General features: G+C 43.9%; 18 protein-coding genes and 1 tRNA gene. 10 read left to right on the top strand and 9 right to left on the bottom strand.

The genetic code is table 11. The features are described 5' to 3' along the window. The first annotated feature begins 40 nt into the window (after positions 1–40). Both pstB and NC997_RS24450 read left to right on the top strand, forming a co-directional pair. Positions 41–850, top strand: coding sequence for a phosphate ABC transporter ATP-binding protein PstB (gene pstB, locus NC997_RS24455; protein ID WP_190415953.1), 810 nt, complete (start codon positions 41–43; stop codon positions 848–850). Positions 851–902: 52 nt separating this feature from the next. Beyond that, on the top strand, positions 903–2066 hold the full coding sequence (locus tag NC997_RS24450; protein ID WP_190525476.1) for a sulfate ABC transporter substrate-binding protein: 1164 nt from the start codon (positions 903–905) through the stop codon (positions 2064–2066). Here NC997_RS24450 and NC997_RS24445 read toward each other — a convergent pair. After that, complete coding sequence (locus NC997_RS24445) at positions 2045–2359, bottom strand: hypothetical protein (protein ID WP_190415951.1); 315 nt, start codon at positions 2357–2359, stop codon at positions 2045–2047. The genes NC997_RS24450 and NC997_RS24445 overlap by 22 nt on opposite strands. 328 nt (positions 2360–2687) lie before the next feature. Between NC997_RS24445 and NC997_RS24440 the strand changes: the two genes are divergently transcribed. Next, complete coding sequence (locus NC997_RS24440) at positions 2688–3704, top strand: sulfate/molybdate ABC transporter ATP-binding protein (protein WP_190415950.1); 1017 nt, start codon at positions 2688–2690, stop codon at positions 3702–3704. 23 nt (positions 3705–3727) lie between these two features. Here the strand turns inward: NC997_RS24440 and NC997_RS24435 are convergent, their stop codons facing one another. Together NC997_RS24435 and NC997_RS24430 are read right to left on the bottom strand one after the other, a co-directional pair. Further along, complete coding sequence (locus NC997_RS24435; protein ID WP_199305026.1) at positions 3728–3925, bottom strand: hypothetical protein; 198 nt, start codon at positions 3923–3925, stop codon at positions 3728–3730. A 189-nt stretch (positions 3926–4114) separates the two neighbouring features. Further along, on the bottom strand, positions 4115–4705 hold the full coding sequence (locus NC997_RS24430; protein ID WP_190415949.1) for a Crp/Fnr family transcriptional regulator: 591 nt from the start codon (positions 4703–4705) through the stop codon (positions 4115–4117). On the opposite strand from NC997_RS24430, the gene NC997_RS24425 reads away from it, so the two are divergent. Genes NC997_RS24425 through NC997_RS24415 form a run of 3 tightly spaced genes read left to right on the top strand, consistent with a single transcriptional unit; the run spans position 4704 to position 5622 of the window. Beyond that, positions 4704–4841 carry a hypothetical protein gene (locus tag NC997_RS24425; protein WP_190415948.1) on the top strand — a complete coding sequence of 46 codons (138 nt, stop codon included), beginning with the start codon at positions 4704–4706 and terminating at the stop codon, positions 4839–4841. The two genes, NC997_RS24430 and NC997_RS24425, sit on opposite strands and share 2 nt — an antisense overlap. 10 nt (positions 4842–4851) lie before the next feature. Next, positions 4852–5058, top strand: a complete 207-nt coding sequence (locus tag NC997_RS24420; RefSeq protein ID WP_190415947.1) for a hypothetical protein — start codon at positions 4852–4854, stop codon at positions 5056–5058. A gap of 33 nt (positions 5059–5091) precedes the next feature. After that, complete coding sequence (locus NC997_RS24415) at positions 5092–5622, top strand: isochorismatase family cysteine hydrolase (protein WP_190437313.1); 531 nt, start codon at positions 5092–5094, stop codon at positions 5620–5622. Positions 5623–5744: 122 nt separating this feature from the next. Here the strand turns inward: NC997_RS24415 and NC997_RS24410 are convergent, their stop codons facing one another. From NC997_RS24410 to NC997_RS24400, 3 genes are all read right to left on the bottom strand, one after another. After that, the gene (locus NC997_RS24410) at positions 5745–6821 is read right to left on the bottom strand and encodes a hypothetical protein (RefSeq protein ID WP_190525475.1); all 1077 of its coding nucleotides are present in this window, start codon (positions 6819–6821) and stop codon (positions 5745–5747) included. Between the two features lie 56 nt (positions 6822–6877). Beyond that, positions 6878–7885 carry a hypothetical protein gene (locus NC997_RS24405; RefSeq protein WP_190525474.1) on the bottom strand — a complete coding sequence of 336 codons (1008 nt, stop codon included), beginning with the start codon at positions 7883–7885 and terminating at the stop codon, positions 6878–6880. 288 nt (positions 7886–8173) lie between these two features. After that, complete coding sequence (locus tag NC997_RS24400) at positions 8174–11563, bottom strand: ATP-binding protein (RefSeq protein ID WP_190525473.1); 3390 nt, start codon at positions 11561–11563, stop codon at positions 8174–8176. 371 nt (positions 11564–11934) lie between these two features. Here NC997_RS24400 and NC997_RS24395 point away from each other — a divergent pair, with 371 nt between their 5' ends. From NC997_RS24395 to NC997_RS24380, 4 genes are all read left to right on the top strand, one after another. Further along, positions 11935–12882 carry a circadian clock protein KaiA gene (locus tag NC997_RS24395; protein ID WP_190525472.1) on the top strand — a complete coding sequence of 316 codons (948 nt, stop codon included), beginning with the start codon at positions 11935–11937 and terminating at the stop codon, positions 12880–12882. Positions 12883–12984: 102 nt separating this feature from the next. Continuing rightward, positions 12985–13299 carry a circadian clock protein KaiB gene (gene kaiB, locus NC997_RS24390; protein WP_190415941.1) on the top strand — a complete coding sequence of 105 codons (315 nt, stop codon included), beginning with the start codon at positions 12985–12987 and terminating at the stop codon, positions 13297–13299. Positions 13300–13393: 94 nt separating this feature from the next. After that, positions 13394–14959 (top strand): circadian clock protein KaiC, encoded by a 1566-nt coding sequence (gene kaiC, locus NC997_RS24385; protein WP_190415940.1) that lies wholly within the window; start codon positions 13394–13396, stop codon positions 14957–14959. Positions 14960–15385: 426 nt separating this feature from the next. Beyond that, entirely contained in the window at positions 15386–16231 is an 846-nt protein-coding gene (locus NC997_RS24380; RefSeq protein WP_190525471.1) for a class I SAM-dependent methyltransferase, read from the top strand. Between the two features lie 55 nt (positions 16232–16286). On the opposite strand, the gene NC997_RS24375 is transcribed toward NC997_RS24380, so the two are convergent. From NC997_RS24375 to NC997_RS24365, 3 genes are all read right to left on the bottom strand, one after another. Next, positions 16287–16359 (bottom strand) — tRNA-Arg (locus NC997_RS24375). Positions 16360–16525: 166 nt separating this feature from the next. Then, entirely contained in the window at positions 16526–23587 is a 7062-nt protein-coding gene (locus NC997_RS24370) for an ATP-binding protein (protein WP_190525470.1), read from the bottom strand. 400 nt (positions 23588–23987) lie between these two features. Continuing rightward, positions 23988–24944, bottom strand: coding sequence for a class I SAM-dependent methyltransferase (locus NC997_RS24365; protein WP_190525469.1), 957 nt, complete (start codon positions 24942–24944; stop codon positions 23988–23990). Positions 24945–25111: the final 167 nt, after the last annotated feature.

Raw genomic sequence — 25111 nt, 5'->3', positions numbered from 1 at the left:
TTCAAAGCTTGAATGTAATAAATACTGGAAACTACACAATATGCGCTCACCAAAAAAATCTCAAAGCACGCAAACTAGCCCAGTTCTTAACGCCCAAGGTGTTAAAGTTTACTACGGTGATTTTCTGGCGCTTCAGGAAGTCGATATGGAAATTCCTGAAAGAAAAATCGTCGCCTTTATTGGCCCTTCAGGATGTGGAAAAAGCACCTTCTTGCGATGCTTCAACCGGATGAACGATCTAATACCTGGAGCAAGGGTAGAAGGCCAGATTAATTACCAGGGTAAAAACATTTATGATGGCAAGATTAATCCGGTAAAAATCCGCCGTCAAGTGGGAATGGTATTCCAGAGACCGAACCCTTTTCCAAAGTCAATTTACGAAAATATAGCCTTTGGCCCTCGTGCCAATGGTTATAAGGGAAATATGGATGAACTGGTAGAGCAATCGCTGCGACGAGCTGCGCTTTGGGATGAGGTGAAAGACAAGTTAAAAGAAAAGGGTACAGCTTTATCTGGAGGACAGCAGCAGCGGCTGTGCATTGCACGAGCGATCGCCATGAAGCCAGATGTTTTATTGATGGATGAACCCTGTTCTGCTCTCGACCCAATTTCAACTCAGCAGGTTGAAGAACTTTGTCGCGAACTTAAAGAACACTACACCATGATTATGGTGACTCACAATATGCAGCAAGCCTCGCGAATCTCAGATTTAACTGGCTTTTTCAATACAGAAACAGATGCGAGTGGCAAGCGGAGAGGAAAATTAGTCGAGTTCAGTCCTACCGAAGAAATTTTCGATTCGCCTCGTACTCAAGAAGCTAAGGCTTACATCAGCGGTAAGTTTGGTTGAGTCATGACAGTAAAAATGCCCGTTATTGCAGCAAGTCTTAGTGAGGATTTTGATGAGCAAGTGGCAATATACTCCCAAGCAAGGGATGCAGGCGATCGCGCAAGTTCAGCATTATCTTGTTAATGCTTTGCAAGCTATTGGACAATGGTGCCAACAACCGATAAGAAGTTGGTGGCACGGACGTTCTCTATGGCGCTTTGTATCCGTGTTTTTGGTAGGAGTTGGCTTGAGCATGGCGATCGCTGCTTGTGGCAGCAACGCTAACTCAGCTTCTAAGGGTGGAGACGTAAAATTATCCCTTGTCTCCTATTCGGTTACTCAAGCAGCTTACGAGAAGATCGTACCGAAATTTGTAGAAAAGTGGCAAAAAGAACATAATCAAAACGTCACTATCGAGCAGAGTTATGGCGGATCTGGTTCCCAAGCTCGTGCTGTCATTGATGGCTCGCAAGAAGCAGATATCGTCCATCTCTCACTTGCCCTTGACACCCATAAAATTGAGGAAGCCGGTTTAATTGAACCCGGTTGGGAAAGAAAATCTCCCAGAGGTGGCATTGTTACCCGTTCCGTCGTCGCTATTGTTACCCGCCCTGGCAACCCGAGAGGCATCAACACTTGGGAAGACTTGACAAAAGATGGTCTGAGTATCATTACCGCTAACCCCAAAACATCTGGTATTGCTATTTGGAATTTCCTGGCTTTGTGGGGTTCTGTGACTCAAAAAGGGGGCGATGAAGCTCAAGCCCGGGAGTTTGCAACCAAAGTCTATAAAAACGTCCCCGTGCTAACCAACAATGCGCGTCAGGCGAGCGATATATTTTTTAAGCAAGGTAAGGGAGATGTCTTACTCAACTACGAAGACGAGGTAATTTTGGCTCAGCAGAATGGTGAGAAACTACCTTCTGTGGTACCCGACGTTAACATTTCGATCGACAACCCTGTCGCTCTTGTAGACAGAAACGTAGATAAACACGGCACCAGACAAATTGCACAAGCATTTGTCGATTTTCTTTACACAACTGAAGCCCAACAAGAATTTGCAAAGTTAGGATATCGTCCCGTTAATCCTAGCGTGGTAGCAGAAGTAGCTCAGAATTATCCCCAACTCAAAACCCTCTTCACCGTTCAAGATTTGGGGGGTTGGGATGATGTCCAGAAGAAATTCTTTGCTGAGGGGGCAATTTTTGACCAAATTCAGGTTGCTGGCAAGATATGAGCCTGCTGATTACACAAGGGCGAGTCCAGCGCGTGCATCCCACTTTTGTAAAACGCCTGACGAGTAAACTCTAGGCGATACAAACGAAGGCTGCCTAGGCAGCCTTCTCCCGATTGCAGGTTCGCGTGGTTAGGCGCACATCCGGGCGCTCCTACAGATGATAAATTTTCAAAAATGGGATGTACGGATGTCAGGACGCGATCGCTACTTTTTCCCCTCGTCATCCCACTTAGCTGAGTTTGTCTACCCAGCCTGGAAAAGATGGCTTGAGAAAGATTCTGACCATCAACCATTTAATCTCGACACATCAACTGTAGATTAATTGCCTAAATTTTACAGCTCTTGGGAATTGGACAAGAGCGCCTGTACATGGCAATCTTTCCTCTGCTCCTTAGTGCCTTGTAATCAATGCGTAGCTAGGCTCTCGTGAGTTATTTTCCGAGTGGAGTTTCCCATCGAACCAGCCAGCCTCATCCCTCAGGTAGAAGTGTTCTTAGTTTTATGGTATTAAATGTACAGTAACTTGAGCGATTAACCGTAGATTCAAGGTATTCATCTAAACCTAATTCGGTTTGTTTATCAAGGGAACCAGTACTTAAGGAAAATGGGGAAAGAGTCGCTATGAGTATTTTGATTCAAGACGTATCTAAACGATTTGGCTCCTTCCAGGCGGTTTCAGAGGTGAATTTAGATATTAAAAGTGGCTCTTTAGTGGCGCTTTTGGGACCTTCTGGATCGGGGAAATCCACTTTATTGCGGCTGATTGCTGGCTTAGAGGCTCCAGACAGCGGCAGAATCAGAATTGCCGATCGGGATGTGACTCAGCAAAGCGTGCGATCGCGCGGCATCGGCTTTGTGTTTCAGCACTATGCGCTGTTTAAGCACATGACCGTCCGCCAGAATATTGCCTTTAGTCTAGAGTTACGCAAAGCGCCCAAAGTCAGGATTCGACACCGGGTAGAGGAACTTTTAGACTTGGTGCAGCTTAATGGGTTTGGCGATCGCTACCCATCTCAGCTTTCTGGGGGACAGCGGCAACGGGTGGCTTTGGCGAGAACCTTGGCTGTCGATCCCGAAGTCTTGCTGTTGGATGAGCCATTTGGAGCTTTGGATGCCAAAGTACGTAAAGAACTGCGAGCTTCGTTGCGACACTTACACGAACGGGTGAATGTCACCACCGTTTTTGTCACCCACGACCAAGAAGAAGCAATGGAACTTGCCGATCAAATTGTGGTGTTTAACAAAGGTCGGGTAGAACAGGTCGGGACTGCCGCAGAGATTTATGACCATCCAGCAACCCCGTTTGTGATGAGTTTCGTTGGCCCGGTGAATGTTCTACCAAGTTCTGCTGGTATTTTTCGCTTATCAAAGTTGGACTCGCCAACTTCTCATGTGTTTTTGCGTCCCCACGATGTCGCGATCGAGACTACGCCTGAGGAAAATGCTGCCCCAGCTAAGGTCAACCGCATTGTGCATCTAGGTTGGGAAGTTCAAGTTGAGTTGAGGTTTAAGGATGGTCAGGAAGTGACAGCCTATCTGACGCGCGATCGCCTGAACCAGTTGCAGCTGCAACCCCAGCAGCTAGTTTATGTCAAACCTAAACACGCCAAAACGTTCCCTGCATACTCATTAAATTGAGGCATAGGACAGCAACAACGTTACTACTTGGTGGTGCCCTTACTCAGAACACAACTCATGGGGTTGAGAGGAGCTGTGAAGACGAAATCAATCACTCCAGCTCCCAGCAGTGTAACGGCAAGGCTGAAAGCTATCACCCAACGGTCTGTCGGTTCGGAGGTATCCTCATCGATGGCATCGCGGATGGCAAAGTAATCCCCAAGAGCAATTAACACCGTCACCAGACCAACCAGGAGAACCGTAAACCTAATTTCCAGCCATTATTGGGACGGTGTGCCTCCCTTGGTGTGGAAGTTGCGAAGGCGCACGATGACGCCGAAATCCATCAGAGCGATCGCAGTCTGCTTCCACACCTAAGAAGTATTCTTAGAATCCCCCGCTTTATCGGCGTGGGGAGAATGTCAATCGGATTAAATTTCGTAGTGCCAGAATGGCTGTTGCTCTTGCAGAACAATGAAGCGATGAGGCAGGCGCTGAATAATTCCCCGCTTCTCAAATTCATTGAGCAGTCGCGTCACCGTGACTCTGGTAGAACCGATGAGTTCGGCAATTTCCTGGTGTGTCAAGCGCAAATCGATCTGTTTTCCTTGCTCGATTTCACGCCCAAACCTTTTCGCCAGCCAAGTTAACAGTCGCAGGAGGGAAGCGTCCACCGATTTGCAATGCAGAATCTCTATGAATTCTTGAAATTGCTGAATATGCAGAATCATAGACTCGGTGGCTTCGTGACACTTGCTAACCGGCAGAACTTTTACCTCTACCAGCGTTAGGCATTCAATTTGATAAGGGTTAGCCTTGGATAGCACTCTGCCAACAATATCTCCTGGTCCCCATAAACCGAGCGTGATGGTTGTGCCGTCTTCGAGCCAGGTTACGGTGCGAACTACCCCAGTCTCAATTTGCCAGAGATAATTCTGCTCTAAGGGTAATAGAGAGCGCCGAGAAAATGTACGTCGCTTCAGGTGAGCAGAGCTAGGTAATAAAAACGGGGAAGCAGTCATGGATAGTCATCCAATTTTAAAACAGCTACGAAAATCCAGAGCGATCGCAATTACAGTTGCCGAACGCTGGTTGCGGGGATGCGTTGAAGAGGTTTCACCAAATATACTATATTCCGCTAGGAAAACTGTGGATTAAAAAAACAAAATTGTCGCATTCCCGAAATTGTGCGGCAATTGATAGCACGGTATGCGAACAAGAATTGCTTGACTCGCTGGAATTGCCCGATTATTTGGGTGCAATTGTATTGATTGACTCTGTGCAGTCAAAAGCTGTGCAGTCAAAAGATGATGACGCGATCGCTCTAATGTACGATGCGGCTACAGGGGGCGGTTACGAGATAATCGGCTCATAGTAGAAAGCAAGGCTGTTGAAGGGAAGCGTTTAGATGTCCGAGCCATTACTCATCGTCGATGTGCAATCTGGTTTTATCAACGACTTCACGCATCATATCCCGGAGCGTGTTGTCCGCCTTCTCCAGCGTCACGAGTACGCGCCAATTCTGTTTACACGCTTTATCAATGTGTCCGACGGGCCGTACTATCGCTTTCTGAACTGGCACGGCTGCGACAGCGACGCAGAAACAAACCTTGTCTCAGAACTCGAATCCTTTGCCAAACCAGAACTTGTGTTCTCAAAGTCGGGACTGTGCGGAATGCCAGAAGAACTGGTGAACTACCTGCGCGAAAATTCGATTGAGCGGATTTCTGTCGTCGGTATCGATACCGATATGTGCGTGTTGAAGATTGCAATGGATCTGTTCGATATCGGCATTGAACCACTTGTACTGACTGATTGCTGCGCCAGTACAGCCGGTTTGCAAGCGCATTTGGCGGGACTAGCGGTACTCAGCCGCAATATTGGTGCCCAAAGGTTGCACGATGCGGGTCTTGGAGGAGGCATGCTAGCTGCGCCGTAGAAGCAGCAGATAAATAGTTCGGTTAGTAAAAAGACGCGAGAATTTTCCCTCTATAGAGACGCGAGAGACGCGAAGCAGCACCGCTTCGCGTCTCTACAATCTATGCAACCGAACGAATCATCTTATTTGTTTTTCTGGAGGGTTTTCGCTTGCTCCAGCGTGATTTCTTTCAATGACTGATAGGAACTAGCATTTGATGCCCCTTCAATCGCTTTAACAGCCAGATCCTGAACCTGCTTGAGGGCTGAATCGAGTTGTTTCGAGAGACTGAGAATTCGCGCATCCTGATTGCGAATCGTCTCCTCTAACGACTGAATTCTCTGTTCGTGCAAACGCTTTTGCATTTCCACATCTTTAGCATACAAATCAGACTTAATTTTGGTTTGGTAATGGGCGATGCCTTTGCCTTCTTCCTTGGATTTTTTGATAGCCGCTTCCAGTTCCTTAGGAAATACTTCTACCTTAGCTTTCGCCTCGTCATATTGTTTTTCTCGTTCAGCGATCGCTTTCTCCCGCTCATCCCACTGTTTTTCCTTTTCTTGTTGGAATTCTTCCAGATGCTTATACAAACCTTTCTTGGTTTGATCGTACTCGTCCTGGTTGATGTTGCGTTGAAGTTCTAGATCGTACTTATACTCTTTAGCATCCCGCTGTCGCGTTTTAGCTTGCGTTTCATTGCGCTCCTTAATCGAGCGTTTACGTTCTTCTTGCTCTTTGAACCAAGCGTTTTTTTGCTCTAGTGTTTCTTGTTCTAAATTTTCACGTCTTTGGCTAAGTTCCTCTTCAAAAGTTTTGGAACTTTCTTCATACTGTTGGATGAGCGTATCCAACATTCCTTCTGCGATTTCTAAATTATGTAGTTCTTCTAATTGTTTAACCTCTCTGGCGACTGAACCCCTGAGTTCTTGTAGCTTAGAAGCTTCTAATGTCAGTTTCTCTGACAACTCGCTGACAGCACTCCCGAATCCTAATTGCAGCTTTGCCAGACTTTCAATTACCCGCTCCATTTTTTGTTGATCCGCAGCAGCCTGATTCATTGTTATCCTCGATTCCAATGGTTGTTTGTCTTTAATCGCTGGTGGTTTACTTTGATTCAGTTGCTTCAGTTGCGAATCTAGCGCTGCTTTCTCTTTACTTAATTCCTCATACGCCGCTAAGATTTCAGCCTTGGTGTTTTTGTCGTTGGGTTTTCTTGCCATTGATAATCTCCTATTTTTGAGAACCGCTATTTATGGAGCCAGATAAAAGCGAATTTCTAATTTCTCTTTTCCGTGCCTGTTAATTTAGCGGAGGAGTTGTCAAAGGCTCTCATGGCAATATCTTGTGCTTGCTTCAAGGCAGCTTGAAGTTGAGCAGTCATTTCTGTTATTTGTTCAGATTGTTTTTGAATTGTCTGCTCTAGGGATTGAATTTTAAATTCATTCGCTTGTTTAGTCGCTTCCCACTCTTTTTCATACAAATCAGCTTGCACTTTAGCGTCTTGGTGAACGTCTTTAATTGCCTCTTCTCTGGCTTTTTTAACAGCATCCTCCAATTCTTTAGGAAATCCTTCTATTTTCTTTTGATGCTCCGTAAATTCTGCTTGACGCTTTGTCAGACTGTTTTCTCGCTCTGACCACTGTTTTTCTTTCTCTTTTTCAGATTGTTGCAATTCCCGTTCCAAGTTTCGCTTAATTTCTTCGTACTCATCTGTCTCTATTTTCCGAGTACGTTCTAAATCGTATTGATATTCTTCAACTTCCCGCTGGCGTTCGGCAGTTAATAGAGCATTTTGTTCTTGGAGTGTCGTTTCAAATTCTTCCTGTTCTTTTTGCCAAGATTTGCGGATGGTAGACTGTTGTTTTTCCAGTGCTTCCCGTTCGCTGGCTATTTTTTGTTCAAGTGATTTTAGGTTTTCTTGGTGTTCTTGCGTTAAGATGTGCAGCGCATCTGCGACGACTCTGATTTGCTGAAGTTCTTGCAAATGCTGCGTTTCAATGTCTAGCGCCCGTTTTAGTTCGTCTAACTTTGAAGTTTCACCCGTTAATTTTGCGGAGAGTCCAAAAACAATTCCGCCAAACTCTAATTGCAGATCGGCTAGACCTTTGACAATACTATCGATGGTATAAGTAGAAGCTGCTTGAAGAACTTCTTTGTTCTTTTCTTTTTCTGCTTCTTGTTCCTTAGTCGCGATTTTTGACTCGATTCTTTTCTTGTCTGCAATCAGTTGTTTGAAGGCTTCTAGAATCTGTTCTTTGCTGTCTTTGGATGCCACTTTATTCATGCTTTCTCTCCATAAAAAAGTTGCTCGGTTGTAGGTAAATTTCCTACAGCAGAGTGTCGCAATCTAACCGGGAACACAGCCTTTAAATAGAACAAATGTTCTATTTTTAGTGCAATATACTCAAGGAATTATGGCATTGTCAAGGGAAAATACGCCGGGAGACAGGTGTATAAAAAGTTACTTCCTGTAGATGGCCTGAGCAGGTAGTCGCCCATACCAACATTTCAGCAGGCACGGCAATGCCCTACTCCTGCACCAGGAAACGAGAAGGTGAGGTGGGGATGAGAGTTAGTAGGTTGATTGGGTAAGGGTTTGGTGAATTTGGTCTAACACTTCTGCCATCGATAGGGTGGGCACGCGCAGAATTTTGGTAGCGATCGCGCTGAGGATTTCCGGCAACTCTGAGGTAGCTTCATCGACCCCATCATTTTGATGCTCAAGCACCAAAATCGGCGGCAGAAAAGGCATCTGTCTCAAGGAAGCCAGCGCCTCCATCAAGGCTGGATTTAGCTCCATGTCTGCCAGATCGATCAGCAATAAATCAACGTTTTGCTGTTGAAGTTGCCGCAATACTTCAGTCCAAGACCGCGAAAGTATACTTCTAAACCCGGCTTTTTGTAGGTAGTGAATCAGAGGCGATGCCTTCGAGCTGCCCAGCTGGGGTTTAGCGAACAATCGAGGGTCGAAGGCTTCGCTGGTCGGGTAGCGATTGACGCTTGCCGACAAATCCATCAGCGATCGCGCATCGACAACTAAAATGCTCGGCTTGCAGCTCATCCCAACGGCAATCTGAATCACCTGCAATAAGGCTGCGGTATGATCGTTCCCATCTCCTGCCAAACAGGGAAAGACACAAAGACTGCTCACTTGATTTGCCGCCTCAGTGGTCGGGCGATCTAGCGTTACTAATGGTAGAGAAGCAAGGCTTGTCCGTGAGGCAAGTTGTTGGAGATAGACAAGCGGATCTTCTAGACCCCCACCATCGAGGATAACGACATCCGGCTGCCAAACGCGAGCCAGAAGTTCTGCCTGTTCTAGATCGTCGGCTTCTAGAACCCGGTGATTTGGCGAGAGTCCCAATGCGGTGGGCGAAAATTCTATCGCGGCTTGCTCAAGAGAAGTGAGATGTAAAATCGTCAGGCTGACGTTGGTGCATTGCTTTGGCTTGGTTAAACAAGTCAGGCTGTGGCGTAAAGTTTCCGCCTGGACTGGCAGCGTTAAAAAGCCATCTGCTCGGTTGGAGGCGGCTTGCTCTTTTTCGGCGTTAGCGGCTGTCACGATGACTGGAATGTGGCAGGTTTGGTCGTCTGATTTGAGCAGAGTCAGCACGTCCCAGCCGGAAAGCAGGGGCAAGCACGGGTTGAGCAGTATGGCTTGTGGCTGAAATCGCCGTGCTTTTTCGAGGGCTTCTGTCCCGGAACGAGCGATCGCAGCTCGATAGCCCAAACTGGTGAGTTGCTGAGTGAGATGGTCGATGTACTGGGGTGCGGCTTCGACGATCAAAATCAACCGATTGCGGTTCAAGGATGAACGATGGGGGGTGAAGGATGCATCCCGATTTTTTTGAGCCTTCATCCGGCTTCCTTCCTCCTTGCGCGTCGGGGGAATCGGAGGAAGTAGCAGGGTAAACTGGCTTCCCTCACCGGGTTTGGAGATAAAGGAAACATCCCCACCGTGCAGACGAGCCAAACCTTGGGTTAAAACCAGCCCCAACCCCGTCCCGTCAAAGCGGCGGGTCATCGGGTCTTCTAGCTGTTGAAATTTTTGAAAAATTAAATGTTGTTTTGCCTCTGGGATACCAATGCCAGTGTCCCAAACAGTAAAAGCAATCCAGCCTTCCCACCGACTAACTTTCAGTCCAATTTCGCCGCCCGCTTCGGTAAATTTGAGGGCGTTGGAAAGCAGGTGAGTGAGCATCTGGCGCAGACGCAAATCGTCCGCCACAATCGTTTCTAATCCAGGTTCGATACTGAGCGTAAAACCCAGTTCCTCTTTGGCGTTGCTGACTGGTTCATGCCCCGTCGCCGGTTGGTCTTTTAAGGTCTGGAGTTGTCTCGCTTGAGATAAGGCGCGATCGCACACTGTCAGAAAATTCACGGGTTCTGGCGACAGTTCCAACTGCCCCGTCTCCATGCGGGTCAAATCTAAAATATCGTTGACCACCGTCATCAACTGACGCCCACTCTGATGAATCAGCTTTGCATAGCGTTCCTGTCGCTCGTTCAGCTGTCCCAGTACCCGATCCTTGAGCAAGCTGGATAAACCCAGCACGGAAGTTAGGGGAGTCTTCAGTTCGTGGCTGATACAGGCTAAAAACTCATCTTTCATCCGGTTGAGTTGCACCAAATCCGCATTTTTAGCCGTTAGTTCCTTGGCAACCTGCTGCTGTTCCGTGATATCAGTTGCCATCACCAGCCATAAGTCAGTGCCGAGTGCTGAAGATTGCGGGTCAGGATTCAGTGAAGAGGAAGAAGCGGGAAGATAAGGATTTCCTCGGAACTCCTGTACTGGGGTTTTGCCTAAGGTTTCGAGAAGTTCTAACTCAGCCCCGTTCTGCCACAGGGGAATTTTGACAAACTGCCAAATGCGCTCGTTGCTCTTTTTCCAGGTTCTAGAAGGTTGGGTTGCTGAGGAATTATCGAGAGGGTTATTTAGAGTCAGGGTGGCTTCTGTCGCTGACATCACGCTGGCAGAATCACCGCTAACAGAGGCTTCATCTGCACCCAAATCGGATCGGTTGCTTTGCTTTGAAGGCTCCCATCGCCGAGCAGGCTGAATTTCCTGGGCGCTAGAACTTCCGACGAATATCTCGCTCCACACCGAGGGCAAGGAATCTAATCTGGCAGGTGCCTCTTGCTGTACTACGGGTGGGTTAAAGCTTTCCCCAATCTGCTGACGCCAAGTTAGGTTCTGGGCGATCGCTTGTCCAGAACTTGTTTGCAACCTTAAAGGCAATGGCAGTTGTTCCAACAGTTGCACTAAGGTTCTGTGCCCGCCGTGCGATTGCCCCACTTGTCCCCCTGTCGGCTTCTCCGCAGCAGGGCGTTGAACTGTGTTTGTTGCGACTGACCAAGGGAAGGGCGGTTTGCGTAGATGTCCGGATGCCTGGAGGGCGGCTTCTCGGAGCGGGGTTACTTCCCGCAAAGCGATTGCGTCTTCTTGGAGTTCTCCTGGGGTATAGGCTTGGGAAGCTCTCTTCTGACTACTGCCGATGCCCCATTCCTCGCTGCCTTCGGCGGTTGCCATGAATTTCAAGATCCGCTGGCTATCTAACAAACCCAAGAATTGATGAGTGGGATCGACCACAGCCCAATGTTGCGGTGTTTGGGAATTGCATGAGCGCAAATACAGGCGAAATTCCTTCAGAGACAGCTGACTCGGTAACGTTGTCAACCGTTCAATCAGAGGAAAATTTAGATGACACAGGGGTTGCTGTAAATCCAGCGTCAAAGGAGCAACTAAATAATTTTTTTGGCTGAACGAATTTGTTACTAGAAGATGAGGCATCATTGCCCGCAGATTGATGACTCCCAGTGGATGTTGTTGTTCGCTGACCACCACCAGGCGATCGCAACTACCAGAGCTAAAAATCTCCAGCACCCTCACCAATGCCACTGTTTGTTCGCAAACGGGAACTGGCTCGATAAATTCCTTTAAACTGGGAGTGGATATGGACATGACCAACCTGGCTAGGGGAAAGTGCAACAAGAACGCACGCAGTACGTCGCCGCTCGAATTCATCGCTGAGGCTCAGTAGGTGCGGAGAGCGCTTGGGTTTTTCCCTGCCTACAGCCTATAGGTATTTAAAAAGGAGTTGACAAAGGTTGAATTTCGTAGAGCTAGTTTTAAAAAAGCAAAAACAAGGTACTGCTCAATTATGCCTCGGTCGAGGGGGCTTCTTGAGCCTACTAATTACAATTAATAACAATTGGATTAATGATTAAATTAATATTAAGTAGTTAATGAAGAATGCCGGTGAGAGATCCTCCTCCTGAGAGATGTCTCCAAACAAACAGTAATTTAATTTCTACTCTAGAATAGTTAAAGTTTTGCATCATCCGCTGTCTATTTGTACTTTTGTGCGCTCGGAGTCGCTGGCACAGTCCTTACGCGATTCATTGTGCAGCGAATCCCCCAAAGAAGCGATCGCCGTAGAACATCGCTATCTTCTAAACCAGATATCGTCCTTACCGGAGTTGTTTGACTGGGTTGAGCAGTACAAGCAACAAATTGATTGTTTGGTTTTACAAGAAGACTCATCGTTGCGTCCCCTCGTCAATCGTTTGTACGAACAAGGCATACTGCTGCCAGTTGTGATTTTATCTGGGGTAGCAGACGAAGCCAGTCAGGGAGCGACCACCCTAGAGGGGCAAAATCCCCCCCGTACCGCCCCGAATTCTACCCAAGCCTTGGAGACTTACATCTACCACCCTGGGGAAGTTTATGTAGCTGCAACCGAAGCGGACAAAATCGCGCGGTTGATTGAACGGGCGATCGCTCAGTTTCTTACTCTTGCTCCCACCTGTCTCCTGCCAGATCGCTCCATCACCGTCGATCCAATCACCGAGTTGCATACTCAAAATTTTCTCATGCTACAGCAGCGACGGCTGTCTGAAAAACTTAAGGAGCGATTAGGATACTTGGGTGTGTACTATAAGCGAAATCCACAGTCTTTTTTCCGCTATCTATCCCGAACCGAGAAGCAAGAACTTTTACAGCAACTCCGAGCAGAATACCGCAAAATTGTTCTCAGTTACTTTTCCACAGAGAGTACACTGAATCAAATAATCGACCAATTTGTGACAACGGCTTTTTTTGCCGATCTCTCTGTTTCTCAAATTGTTGAAATTCACATGGAATTAATGGATGATTTTTCCAAAAAACTGAAATTAGAGGGGCGGAGTGAAGAAGTATTACTGGACTATCGACTGACTTTAATTGATGTCATTGCTCACCTGTGCGAAATGTATCGCCGTTCCATTCCTAGAGAGTCATGAGTTTGCGCTTTAAGCGATTCATTTAAAGCAGACTCCAAAAAACCTTAGACTTTAGACAATCCCGATTTCCCACTCCAAAACTCTTACCCTAATCCCTAAGCTATGAGTGCGCTAAAGAAAACTTATGTTCTCAAGCTCTACGTTGCTGGAAATACTAGCAATTCTGTACGAGCTTTGACAACACTCAAAAATATCCTCGAACACGAGTTTCAAGGTGTCTACGCTCTCAAAGTGATCGATGTTCTCAAAAATCCGCAACTGGCAGAGGAAGATAAAATATTAGCCACACCCACCTTAGCAAAAGTATTACCACCTCCAGTCCGCAAAATCATTGGGGATCTTTCAGATCGGGAAAAAGTCTTGGTAGGGCTAGATATTCTCTATGAAGAACTTGCTGAAGCCGAAGCGGATTTATAAACTTTAATTCGGACTGAAGACTTTAGACTTTAAACTGTTGTAGGTTTCCTAGCCCGTTTCTGCAAGTAGAGCCAATTTTTGCGACGGAAGAGCGATGAGTAAAACTAATCCGATTGAGCCACAAGCCGAATTGGCTCCGGTGGGAGTACAAAAAATCCGGACGATGATTGAAGGCTTCGATGATATTAGTCATGGAGGCTTACCTTTAGGGAGAACTACCTTATTCAGTGGTACTTCTGGAACTGGCAAGACATTATTTGCCGTTCAATTTCTTTATCATGGAATTGCCTATTTTGATGAGCCTGGGGTATTTGTTACCTTTGAAGAATCTCCTACCGATATCATCAAAAATGCCTCCAGTTTTGGTTGGGATCTGCAACGCTTAATTGATGAAGGAAAGTTATTTATTCTGGATGCTTCACCCGATCCGGAAGGGCAGGAAGTCGTCGGGAACTTTGACCTTTCCGCCCTAATTGAGCGGATTCAGTACGCCATTCGTAAATACAAAGCCAAGCGGGTTTCTATCGATTCTGTCACCGCTGTTTTTCAGCAATATGATGCTGCTTCTGTGGTACGAAGAGAAATTTTTCGCTTAGTAGCTCGCCTCAAACAAATTGGCGTCACTACGGTGATGACGACGGAACGGCTCGAAGAATATGGCCCGGTGGCGCGGTTCGGAGTAGAAGAGTTTGTTTCCGATAACGTGGCAATTGTCCGCAACGTTTTGGAAGGAGAACGCCGTCGTCGCACGATTGAAATTCTTAAACTTCGTGGCACCACTCACATGAAAGGGGAATACCCTTTCACCATGACCAATAATGGCATCAATATTTTCCCGCTAGGAGCGATGCGGCTCACCCAGCGTTCTTCTAATGTCCGGGTGTCTTCGGGTGTTAAAACCCTTGACGAAATGTGTGGAGGTGGATTTTTTAAAGATTCTATCATTCTGACAACGGGTGCCACGGGTACTGGCAAAACGCTTTTAGTCAGCAAATTTTTGCAAGTTGCCTGTACGAACAACGAACGTGCCATTTTGTTTGCCTACGAAGAATCTCGTGCCCAACTGTCTCGCAACGCCTACTCTTGGGGCATTGATTTTGAGGAGATGGAACAAAAAGGATTGCTGAGAATCCTTTGCACCTATCCAGAGTCGGCTGGGTTAGAAGACCACTTGCAGATGATTAAGTCGGAAATTGCTGAATTCAAGCCGTCTCGCATTGCCATTGATTCGCTTTCGGCATTAGCTCGAGGCGTCAGCAACAACGCCTTCCGGCAGTTTGTGATTGGGGTTACAGGTTATGCCAAGCAAGAGGAAATCACTGGCTTTTTTACCAATACCACAGACCACTTTATGGGTTCCCACTCGATTACGGATTCCCATATTTCCACCATTACAGACACGATTTTGATGCTGCAATATGTGGAAATTCGCGGTGAAATGTCCCGCGCTATCAATGTCTTTAAAATGCGGGGTTCGTGGCATGAAAAAGGCATCCGCGAGTACACGATTAGTGATGCAGGAGCTGAAATTAAGGATTCGTTCCGGAATTACGAACGAATTATCAGTGGTTCTCCTACTCGGATTGCGGTTGATGAAAAGAGCGAACTCTCCCGAATTGTCAGAGGGATGAGGGAAAACACTGACGATACAGAAATCTAATACTGCTTTCAGCATCTGGAATCGGTAACAACTCTATCTTTAGGCTTATATCCGAAGATATACGGATATAAGCATTTTCTCACCCACAACCCGGAGTGCGGTCATTTTTCCTAATTTGGAAACAGATTGAAAACGGTTAAATCGCCTAGAAGCCTTGATTTTACGAGAAAATCCAGAATTTATTGTCTTGAAAATTTCAGTCTTCTTTACAGAAACTTTATACTTCTGCGGTCAGCTCTCTTTTTATTTAAAGCTTAAGTAAAGATAAGCTCTCAGCCATAGCAATATTTTTGAAGGAAAGATTAAATATAAAGAACATCAGTCCGGATATTTACGGAGTTACCCGAATCTTTAAGGCTGGGGTACTGAAGAATACAAAATAGTCGCTTTCATCCAACCACAGCCTAGGGGAGGAGATTGAGTCAAATGCCGACCTTAAAAAAATCTCAACTTCAGTTAAACAATTTTCAACTGCTCAATGAGATATTTTTCCCGAAAAACTATGAAGCTGATTCCAGATTGAATCTGAAGCAAATCTGGGAGAAAGCTTCACTGCAATGGGAACAAACTACCCCTTCTCAAAAAACTCCTAAAGAAATTTGGGAGAATATTCCGACAGGCAAACATTTTGATTCGATTTTGGATCTGGGTTGTGGATATGGCAGACATGCTGCCTATCTTTCAAAACAAAAAAAAATTACCTGCAATCAGTATTACGGAATAGATATTTCCGAAAATATGCTGCGTCGGATGTTGACCTTTCATAAGGCATACAATTTATTCTCTTCATCGGATTTTTCTTTGATTTGTATGCCAATGGGTCAGTTGCCCTTTGAGGACAATTCAATAGAATTTGTAATCTCAAGTAGTGTTTTTCTTCACCTAGAAAAACAACAACTCAGCAAGAACCTGGCAGAAATTGCTCGTGTCATCAAGCCAGGGGGAGTCTTTATTTTTGAGGATTTATTTTACAACCGATACTGTCCGGCAAATATTCTGGATAACGTTTTGAGGAAAGTCAGGAAATCCGGACTCAATTTAGCCGATTTAAAGCAATACTCGTTGCGGGAAATCAACTGGCTGCTGAAAAATTCCCAACTCTCGCAAAAATGCCCCCAATACATGATAAAACCCCATAAATCTGCCCTGCTACCAGAACAACTGAGGGGAGTTGATATTTCTGCTTCGCCAGATATTGAGCGGGAAGTGAATCCTTCCAAATTTTTAAAAGGGATTTTGGCGAGTGGTTATTGCGTTTACTCGAAAGGTTAAAGTTTAAAGGCTAAAGAAGAGACGCGATCGCGCCTCTTCTTTTTAGAGCTTTCAACGAGCATGGAGGGATTCGAACCCCCGACCCTCAGAACCGGAATCTGATGCTCTATCCACTGAGCTACATGCCCTAATAACTTGAATAGTATAACATTTTTTGGGATTTAGCAATTCGGGCATTCCAGATGCTGTTACTTTACGGTAAATTGGTCAGCGGTTGGGCGATGCCTCTCAAAGAAAATGATTCGCTTTGCACCTGACGCCAGAAGTCTTCATTTTGATTGCTCCTGGTCTATATCAGCCTTTTTTTTGCTGCTGAATCGGAATCTCTATAATAAACTCTACGCCCTGTAAGGGTGACGAAATACAGCGAATCTGTCCCCCGTGACGTTCCACCACAATCGAGTAGCTGATAGACAATCCCAAGCCAGTGCCAGCTCCCACCGGCTTCGTCGTAAAGAAGGGGTCAAATATCTTCTTTTGCACTTCCTCTGTCATGCTAGGCCCATTATTCCCAATCCGGATTGCAACCCGATCCTCCTCTACAACAGAGGTGCGAATCCAAATCGTAGGTGATTGTTCATGATTCATGGTTGATTGTTCATGGTCATGACCCGCGAACGATAAACCACAAACCTCTTCTAAGGCATCGATTGCATTACTGAGAATATTCATAAATACCTGATTCAACTGACCTGCATAACAGGCCACTTTAGGCAGGCGAGCAAATTCTTTAACCACCTCAATCCCCAATCGTTTTTTCTGGGGTTTGAGCCGATGCTGCAAAATTAACAAGGTAGATTCAATGCCTGAATGAATATCTACTGGCTTCATTTCTGCTTCATCCAAGCGCGAGAAGTTTCTCAATGACAGCACAATGGATTGGATACGTTCGGCTCCTACCTGCATGGAAGACAAGATTTTTGGGAAGTCTTCTTTCAAATATTCCAATTCAATTGTCTCCATCTCTCGCTGAATTTCTGGAACTGGATTGGGGTAAAACTGCTCATACATCTGTATAAGATTGAGCAAGTCTCGCGCATAGTCATTTGTAGGGGCAAGATTGCCGTAAATAAAATTGACTGGGTTGTTAATTTCATGGGCTACTCCCGCCACCAGTTGCCCAATACTAGACATTTTTTCTGCCTGAATCAGCTGGGCTTGGGTGCGTTGCAATGCGCTTAAAGTGAGTTCTAGCTGTTGTGCTTTCTCTCGTTCTCGCGCTTCTGCTTGCCGCAGCGCCTCCAGATTAGATAACTGAAGATGAAGGTTGATGCGTGCTAGAAGTTCATTTTTCGAGATTGGTTTAATGAGATAGTCGTTGGCACCAGACTTAAATCCTTCTACCAGGTCTGATACTTGATTTTTGGCAGTTAACATCAAAATGGGAAGTTCGTTCAGCGAATACTGTTCGCGAATTTTCTTGCAAACTTCATAGCCAGTCATGCGCGGCATCATTACATCCAATAAAATGATGTCAGGTCTTAACCCCTGCGCGATCGCTGCCAATGCTTCTATGCCATTAAAGGCTTGAGTTAAGGAATAGTTTTGCTCCGATAGATAGTTGACCAGCACCTGCACGTTAACTGGCTCATCATCCACTATCAAAATCTTGATGTCGCCACTTTGGGTTGCAAATTGCTGTTTAGCAGGTTGCAGGTTTCCAAGTCGAGGTTTCAATTCTTTAAACTTAAACCTTTCTTCAACCTTCAATTCTTCAACCTTCACCTCTTTCGAGAGGGGTAGGGTAAACGTAAATTGGGAACCAACGCCCATTTGAGATTCTACGCAAATTTCCCCATTGTGCAATTCCACTAGCTTTTTAGTAATCGCCAGACCAAGACCAGTCCCTCCATAAATTCTTGCTGTTGAGCCATCAGCTTGTTCAAAAGATTCAAAGATTTTGCCAAATTTCTCTGGGGGAATACCAATTCCCGTATCGGCAACGGTAATCGCTAGATAAGGTAAATATTCAGCGTTAGAAGAATCTTCCTTCTGCTCCTCCTCGACCACAGATGCCGACACTTCTACTACACCAGAATCAGTAAATTTAATAGCATTTCCGACCAGGTTGTAGAGAATTTGTTGCACCCGATCTTCATCAGCATTAACAGACGGTGTATTGGGAGAAATTTTATTGAGCAGTTGCAAAGATTTCTTACCAATTAGAGGCTGGCTGAGAGTCAGCACTACGTTGGTAATTTCTCTCATTCCCACCGGCTTGATTTTAAGTGGTAGATTTCCATGTTTCAGTTTAGAAAAATCAAGGATATCGTTGATCAAATTGGATAGCCGGTGAGCGCTCGATACTACCATCGATAGATTATAAATTGTCTTCTCAGGCAAATGCCCCGTTACACCATCTATCAAAGATTCGGTAATGCCAATGATGCCATTAAGCGGGGTGCGGAGTTCGTGGGAGGTATTTGCCAGAAACTCGTCTTTTAACTCCTCCATCCGTTTGCGTTCGGTAATGTCTTGGAATCCACTCAGCATTGCTTGCTCGCCGTTGAATGCGATTGGCTGAATGGATAAATTAATCCAAAATGGCGTTCCATCTACCTTTTTCGCCTGAAATTCGTAGTTGCGGACGTACCCATTTTTAGCCAGTATCTTCAGCAACTCTTTTCGAGCCTCAGGATCGTAATGAAATTCTTGTGCCTGACGATCTATCAATTCTTGCGTGGATAGACCCAAAGTTGAGCTACACGCCATATTCGCATACAGAATTTGGCTGTCAGATACACGACTTATCAGTAGAGGAACCGGAGTAGTTTCGGCAATCAATCGAAATCGCTCTTCGCTTTCGCGTAAGCGATTTTCTGCCTGCTTGCGCTCGTCAATTTCTTGCTTGAGGTCAGCATTTAATGCTGTCATCTCATCATAGAGTTTGGCATTCTCTAGAGAGATAGCAATTTGAGAAGACAGCATTTCCAAAACTTTCAATCGGTCAGGTGTAAAAGCATTAGTCGTCAGATTGTTTTCAAGATAAAGCAGACCAATTAGATGCGTTTGCTTAATAATGGGAAGACATAATATAGATTTAGGCTGATATTGTAAAACGTAAGAATCTGATTTAAATAAGCCTTGGTTAGTGGCATCGTTTAAAACTAAATTATTCTTCGTTCTTTTTACATAATTGACAATAGCAGGAGAAACCTTCTGACTGGATTCTACGGGAATAAATTGGAGAACAGTTACCTCAGCCCGATCAACTTCTCCCTCAGCAGCGATCGCTAAGTTGCCTGATTCTTCCAGAATGAGAAAGCCTTTCTGCGCTCCAGCATTCTCAATCACAATTTTCATCAACTTTTCTAACAACTTGTCTAAAACGATCTCACTCGCTAAGGTTTGGCTGGCTTTCACGACTGTCGTTACATCCAACAATCCCGAATCGCTGCCAGTACTAGAAGAAATTATGTTGCTCAGACTCCCAGCTTTGCCGGTTACAGATACTCCGGAAAAGAACTGCGGATATTTTTCTTCCACATCATTCACTTTAGCGATCGCGCCCCATTTAAGATAGCCATAGTGAGCTTCCAGAATATGGGCTTTTGCCAGCACAGTGTATCCTTTACCGAGAAAGAACTTTGCCGCTAGTTCATTGGCTATCGCTTCGTTCTGGATATAATCATTTTCTCTAGCTGAGTTAATTGACTTTTCATATAAATCCAAAGCCTCCCCCTCTTTGCCGGTAATTCGCGCTATTTCAGCGGACATTAGTAAATATTTGTGCAAAAAGTTGTCTGGGCAAGCTTCAGACCACTTCCTCATCTTTTCCAGATTTATCAATATATTTTTCATTGCCTGCTCTTTCTCTGCTTCCAGCAAAGTAGGATAAAAAGCTGTTTGAATTAAAGTAGAGTAAAAATAATGTTCCGGTATCATGATGGTCGCGAAAGGAATCGAGATCAGGGTTTCCCCTTCTGCGATCGCTTTCATCGCATCATCATATTCCTCGTATAAATAAAGTAGTTGAGCCTTTAAAATACAATAAGTAACATAAAGAGCTGGAACTTTTTTCAATTCATCCCAATGCTCTTCCTCTTTAAAATTATTATCGTTAAAACTTGTTTTTTGTTCTGTTTCTCCTTTTAAACTTAAAGCAAACTTTTGGATGACTAAAAACATATCAATAAAAGAGCGTATTTTCTTTTTAGAGGTAAACTCTAAATATCTTTGCGCTTCTTGATAAACTTCATCCAAATTATCTCCTTTAAATGTTAATTTAACAGCTCGGTAGTAAGCTGAATAAGTAGCCCATTGAAAATCGCCAATTTCAATTCCGTTCTGAAAACCATTTTTTAGATATCCCTCACACTCTGTCCTCAAATGATTTTTCCAGTGACTAATATACGAACCGAAAATCATGTTGAGTTTACATTTGAAAGTTATATTATTAAATTTTTCATTCACTTTTAAGGCTAATTCACCATATTGATAAGCTGATTCAAACTCATCTCTTCCTGCCAGAGTCCATCCATAGGACATATAAGCAAAAGAAGTAACATTTGAATTGCCATATTTTAAAGATATATTCACCATTTTTAACATTATTGAATCAAATATATGCTTCCCAATAAATCGGGCAGGCGGAGTCATATTTATAAGAATTTTGGTAGCAGCTACTTTCTCCAAATCGGTCATATCTGGCGCATCAATCAAATCTTTAACCTCTCTCCCTGCCAGATTAGCTTTAACCTTTTGGGTCTCAGATTCTATTAGTTTCCTTAGTTCCTTTTCACCATCGGGGAGAGAGATACCAAATAACCTCAATCCTGCTTTACCGATTTCAATCGCTTCTTTAGTTTTCATCAAGTTAGTTGTATATATAATTATTTTCATAATATATACACTTGCTTTTTCTAAATTAGACGTGGCTTTATTTAAAATAATTTCAAAAAACTTTTCACATTTATCAATATTTCCGTTCAGGTATTCGCATTCTGCGCGTTCTTTATAAAGAGATAATATTAACGGATGCTGGAATTCCCAGTCCTTCTCTGAAAGCAGTTCCATTCCAGCAGTTATATATTTTAATGCCGGTTCAAAAGCTGTAGATAGCTTTGCTTTTTTACCAGCGGTTAGATTTAAATTTGCTAGTTCATATCTTTCCTTTTGATTAGTTATGATATCTTTGCCGCAATTAAGCTGATTAACTATATCAAAAATTTTATCTTCTAGTTCTTCTCGATCTGTATTTTTAAGTAATAGCTGACCTACTTTGAGATGAACCTGTTGTTTATCAGTTTCTGGTATTAAGGAATAAACTGCCTGCTGTACGCGGTCATGCAGAAATTTGTAGGCAACAGCTAAATCATTATTGAGAGAAACATTTAAAGTATCTTCTGTATAATCTTGAACGTATTTATATGCATTCCCAATGGGTAGAATCAGCCCTTCCTTAAGGGCTTCCCTAAGTTCAACAGAAGTTTCTACCTGAGACTTTTCATTAACAATCGATAAAACTTTTAAATTGAATTCGTTGCCAATACAAGCTGCAAGTTTTAGGGATTTCTGAGTAGACTCAGACAGCTTTTTAACTTTTATCACCATTAACTCAACTACATTATCCGTGATTTGCATTCCTCGAATTTTTTTCAGATCCCACTGCCAACATCCCTGTTTTAAGTTAAAGTTAAACAAATTTTCTTCATAAAGAGATTTTAAAAACTGAGTTAAAAAGAAGGGATTACCATTAGTTTTATTAAAAACTAACTTTGCCAAAGAATTCGTTTTTGTTGATTCAGATTTAAATGTGTCGGCAATCAGTGAATTAACATTGTTAATAACCAAAGAGTTCAGAGAGATATTATTTACTGCAATATCGCTCTTTTTCAGTTCGTCCAATGTCAGCATTAAAGGATGAGTTGCACTCACTTCATTATTTCGGTAAGCCCCAATCATGAGTAAGTATTTACTATCCGGATCGGTCATTAGCAGATAAATTAATTTTAATGAGGCTGAATCGGCCCATTGTAAGTCATCTAGAAATAAGACTAGGGGATGGTCTTTTGTCGTAAAAACACTGAGAAACTTTTGAAAAACTAAATTTAATCGATTTTGGGCTTCTGTCGGAGCAAGTTCCGGAACTGGTGGCTGTTTGCCGATAATGAGTTCCACTTCTGGAATTACATCAATAATGACTTGACCGTTGCAACCTAGAGATTCTAATAGTTGTGTTTTCCAAAAGTCTATTTTTTCTTGGGTTTCTGTTAAAATTTGTCGAACTAATTCTTGAAAAGCTTGAATTAAGGAAGCATAGGGAATATTCCGTTTAAATTGGTCAAACTTGCCGGAAATAAAATAGCCTCTTTGCCGTACAATTGGTTTATGAATTTCATTAACTAAAGCTGATTTACCAATTCCAGAGAATCCTGAAACTAGCATCATTTCAGTCGAGCCAAGGCTGACTCTTTCAAAAGCTGCCATTAGAGAAGCAATTTCAGAGTCTCGACCATAAAGTTTTTGGGGGATTTGAAATTTATCAGAGATATCGTGTCTACCGAGTGGGAAATCGCTAATTTTCCCTGTACTTTCTAGATGGGTTAGACAAGTCTCTAGATCGGCCTTGAGTCCAAAGGCACTTTGATAGCGATCTTCAGCATTTTTAGATAATAATTTCATTACGATGTCAGACACCGCTGGTGGAATGTTTGGATTCAGATGATTGGGTGGAATTGGAAGGCTGGCAATATGGCAGTGAACTAACTCCATCGGATCGTTAGATTGAAAAGGCACCCTTCCAGTTAGCATTTCGTAAAAGGTGACACCTAAGGAATAAAAGTCGGTACGATAATCAATTGAGCGATTCATTCTCCCCGTTTGCTCTGGTGATATGTATGCAAGGGTGCCTTCTAGCAAATTGGGGTTGCCAATCATCTGGTTTTCTCTGGACAGACGCGAGGCAATGCTAAAATCGGTAATTTTTACCAATCCCGTTTCCGGATTAATAAGGATATTTTGAGGCTTAATATCCTTATGAATAATGTTATTTTGATGGAGTTGACTAATTGTTTCTGAAACATTAATAACTATTTGAATATTTCTTTTTAAATTAATTTTGTTTTTTAAGAGAAAATTTTGTAGTGAATCTCCTCCAAAATCTTCCAAGATTAAAAACCAATATTGATTATATTTTTCTAGTTCTAAAGGTTTAACAATTCCTGGGATAGGTAAGTTATAAGCAATTTCATATTGATGTTTAAGCTTGGCAATTTCCGTGAGAGCTGGATACTCTTGCCAAAGACTCTTAACAATAACAGGTTGCTCATCATGATGGCGATATCCTCGATAAACAACGGTTTTTGTTCCCTCGTAAATTTTTGATGTGATTGTATAACCTGGAATTTTTAGCATAATTTGGTTTGGGTTTCAACTGGCAACTAGAGTCAAATACAGCGTTCCACTGGTCAGGAATATGCCAGGGTATTTATACAGTAATCGTTCGCCAAAGTGCAAAGTTAATAATCTGGCTACAAATGTTGCTGTCAGCCTATCTTTGGTATAAGGTTAGCGACAAAAGTAATGACGCAGACTAAATTTAAACGGGGGATCAGTGTAAGAACTTCTGTATTTAAATGTTCAATCTGCTGGCAACACAGTGTCAGAATTGCTGATTCTGCTCTTGATGCCTAAAAAACAATCCAGCTTTGCTGTTTTCTGGGCATAGTGGTCTACCAAGGCGGTGAGTATTCTGATTGTACAGAGTGACGGCTGTGGCATCACTGTGTAGTAGAAACAAGCAATATTAAAACTCTTAATATAACCAATCTTTACGGGTAAACGGCAATTTCCACGCTTTATCTGCTCGTCGCCGCAATAGGACTTGATAAAGCCCCATGTGGTTCTGTTCAAAGGCAAGAGCGAAACCGATGAGATAGAGCCGCCATAATCGTACTTTACGTTCACTGCTGAGGGCGATCGCTTTCTCCATCACTGCATCCAAATTAGCTGCCCAACAGCGCATTGTTTTGGCGTAATGCATCCGCCAAGCATCAACATCGACAATCTCCCATCCCGTCTCTTCAGCGACAGCTAAAGAATCGGACAACCTGGACAGCTCTCCGTCTGGGAAGATATAACGTTGAACAAAGCGCTCGTTGAGGCTGGAACCGTCCCATTTTTCTGAGGCGGTGATGCCGTGATTGAGAAACAAACCCCCAGGCTTCAAGGTAGATAAGGCACTCTGAAAATAAATGGGGTAGTTTTTAATTCCTACGTGTTCAACCATCCCAACTGAAACAATTTTGTCAAAGGTTGGCGTTTGGGGTAAGTTGCGATAGTCGAGAAGCTCGACTTTTAGCTGGGTGTCCAAATCTTCTTTGGCGATCGCTTGTTGGTTAAAAGCCAGCTGCTCTTTACTCAGAGTAATACCATATCCCTTCACTCCGTAATGAGTTACAGCCCAGCGTAGCAAAGCTCCCCAGCCACAGCCAATATCTAATAAATATTCACCGGGTTTTAATTGGAGTTTACGGCAGATCAAATCAAGCTTTGCCTGCTGAGCTTCTTGCAGGCTCATCTGAGGATGTTCAAAATAGGCACAAGAATAGACGAGTAAAGGATCGAGCCAAAGACGGTAAAAATCATTGCCGACATCATAGTGATATTGAACAACTGCCAAGTCGCGATCGCGACTATGAGCGATCAATTTCTGCCAAGGTGATTTCTCTGGCTGCGATAAAGGCAATTGGGGTAGACTCAGTGCTTCCATCCAAGCTTTGATTGCTTTGCTGCGATCGCATTGGGAAAAGGAAAGCGCTTCTAACGGGACTTAAACAGATTTCAAGCCCAAATAAAACCCAAAGCAGCTTTATAGGCTGAGAATACATCTCGATTAGCGTTCACCCACTCCATAAAACGGAAAGACATCGCTGTCCG

Source organism: Trichocoleus sp. DQ-A2 (genome assembly GCF_039961915.1).
GTDB lineage: Bacteria > Cyanobacteriota > Cyanobacteriia > Cyanobacteriales > FACHB-T130 > FACHB-T130.
The sequence above is the reverse complement of the archived record's forward strand: the minus strand, read 5'-3'. Positions and strand labels throughout refer to the sequence as shown.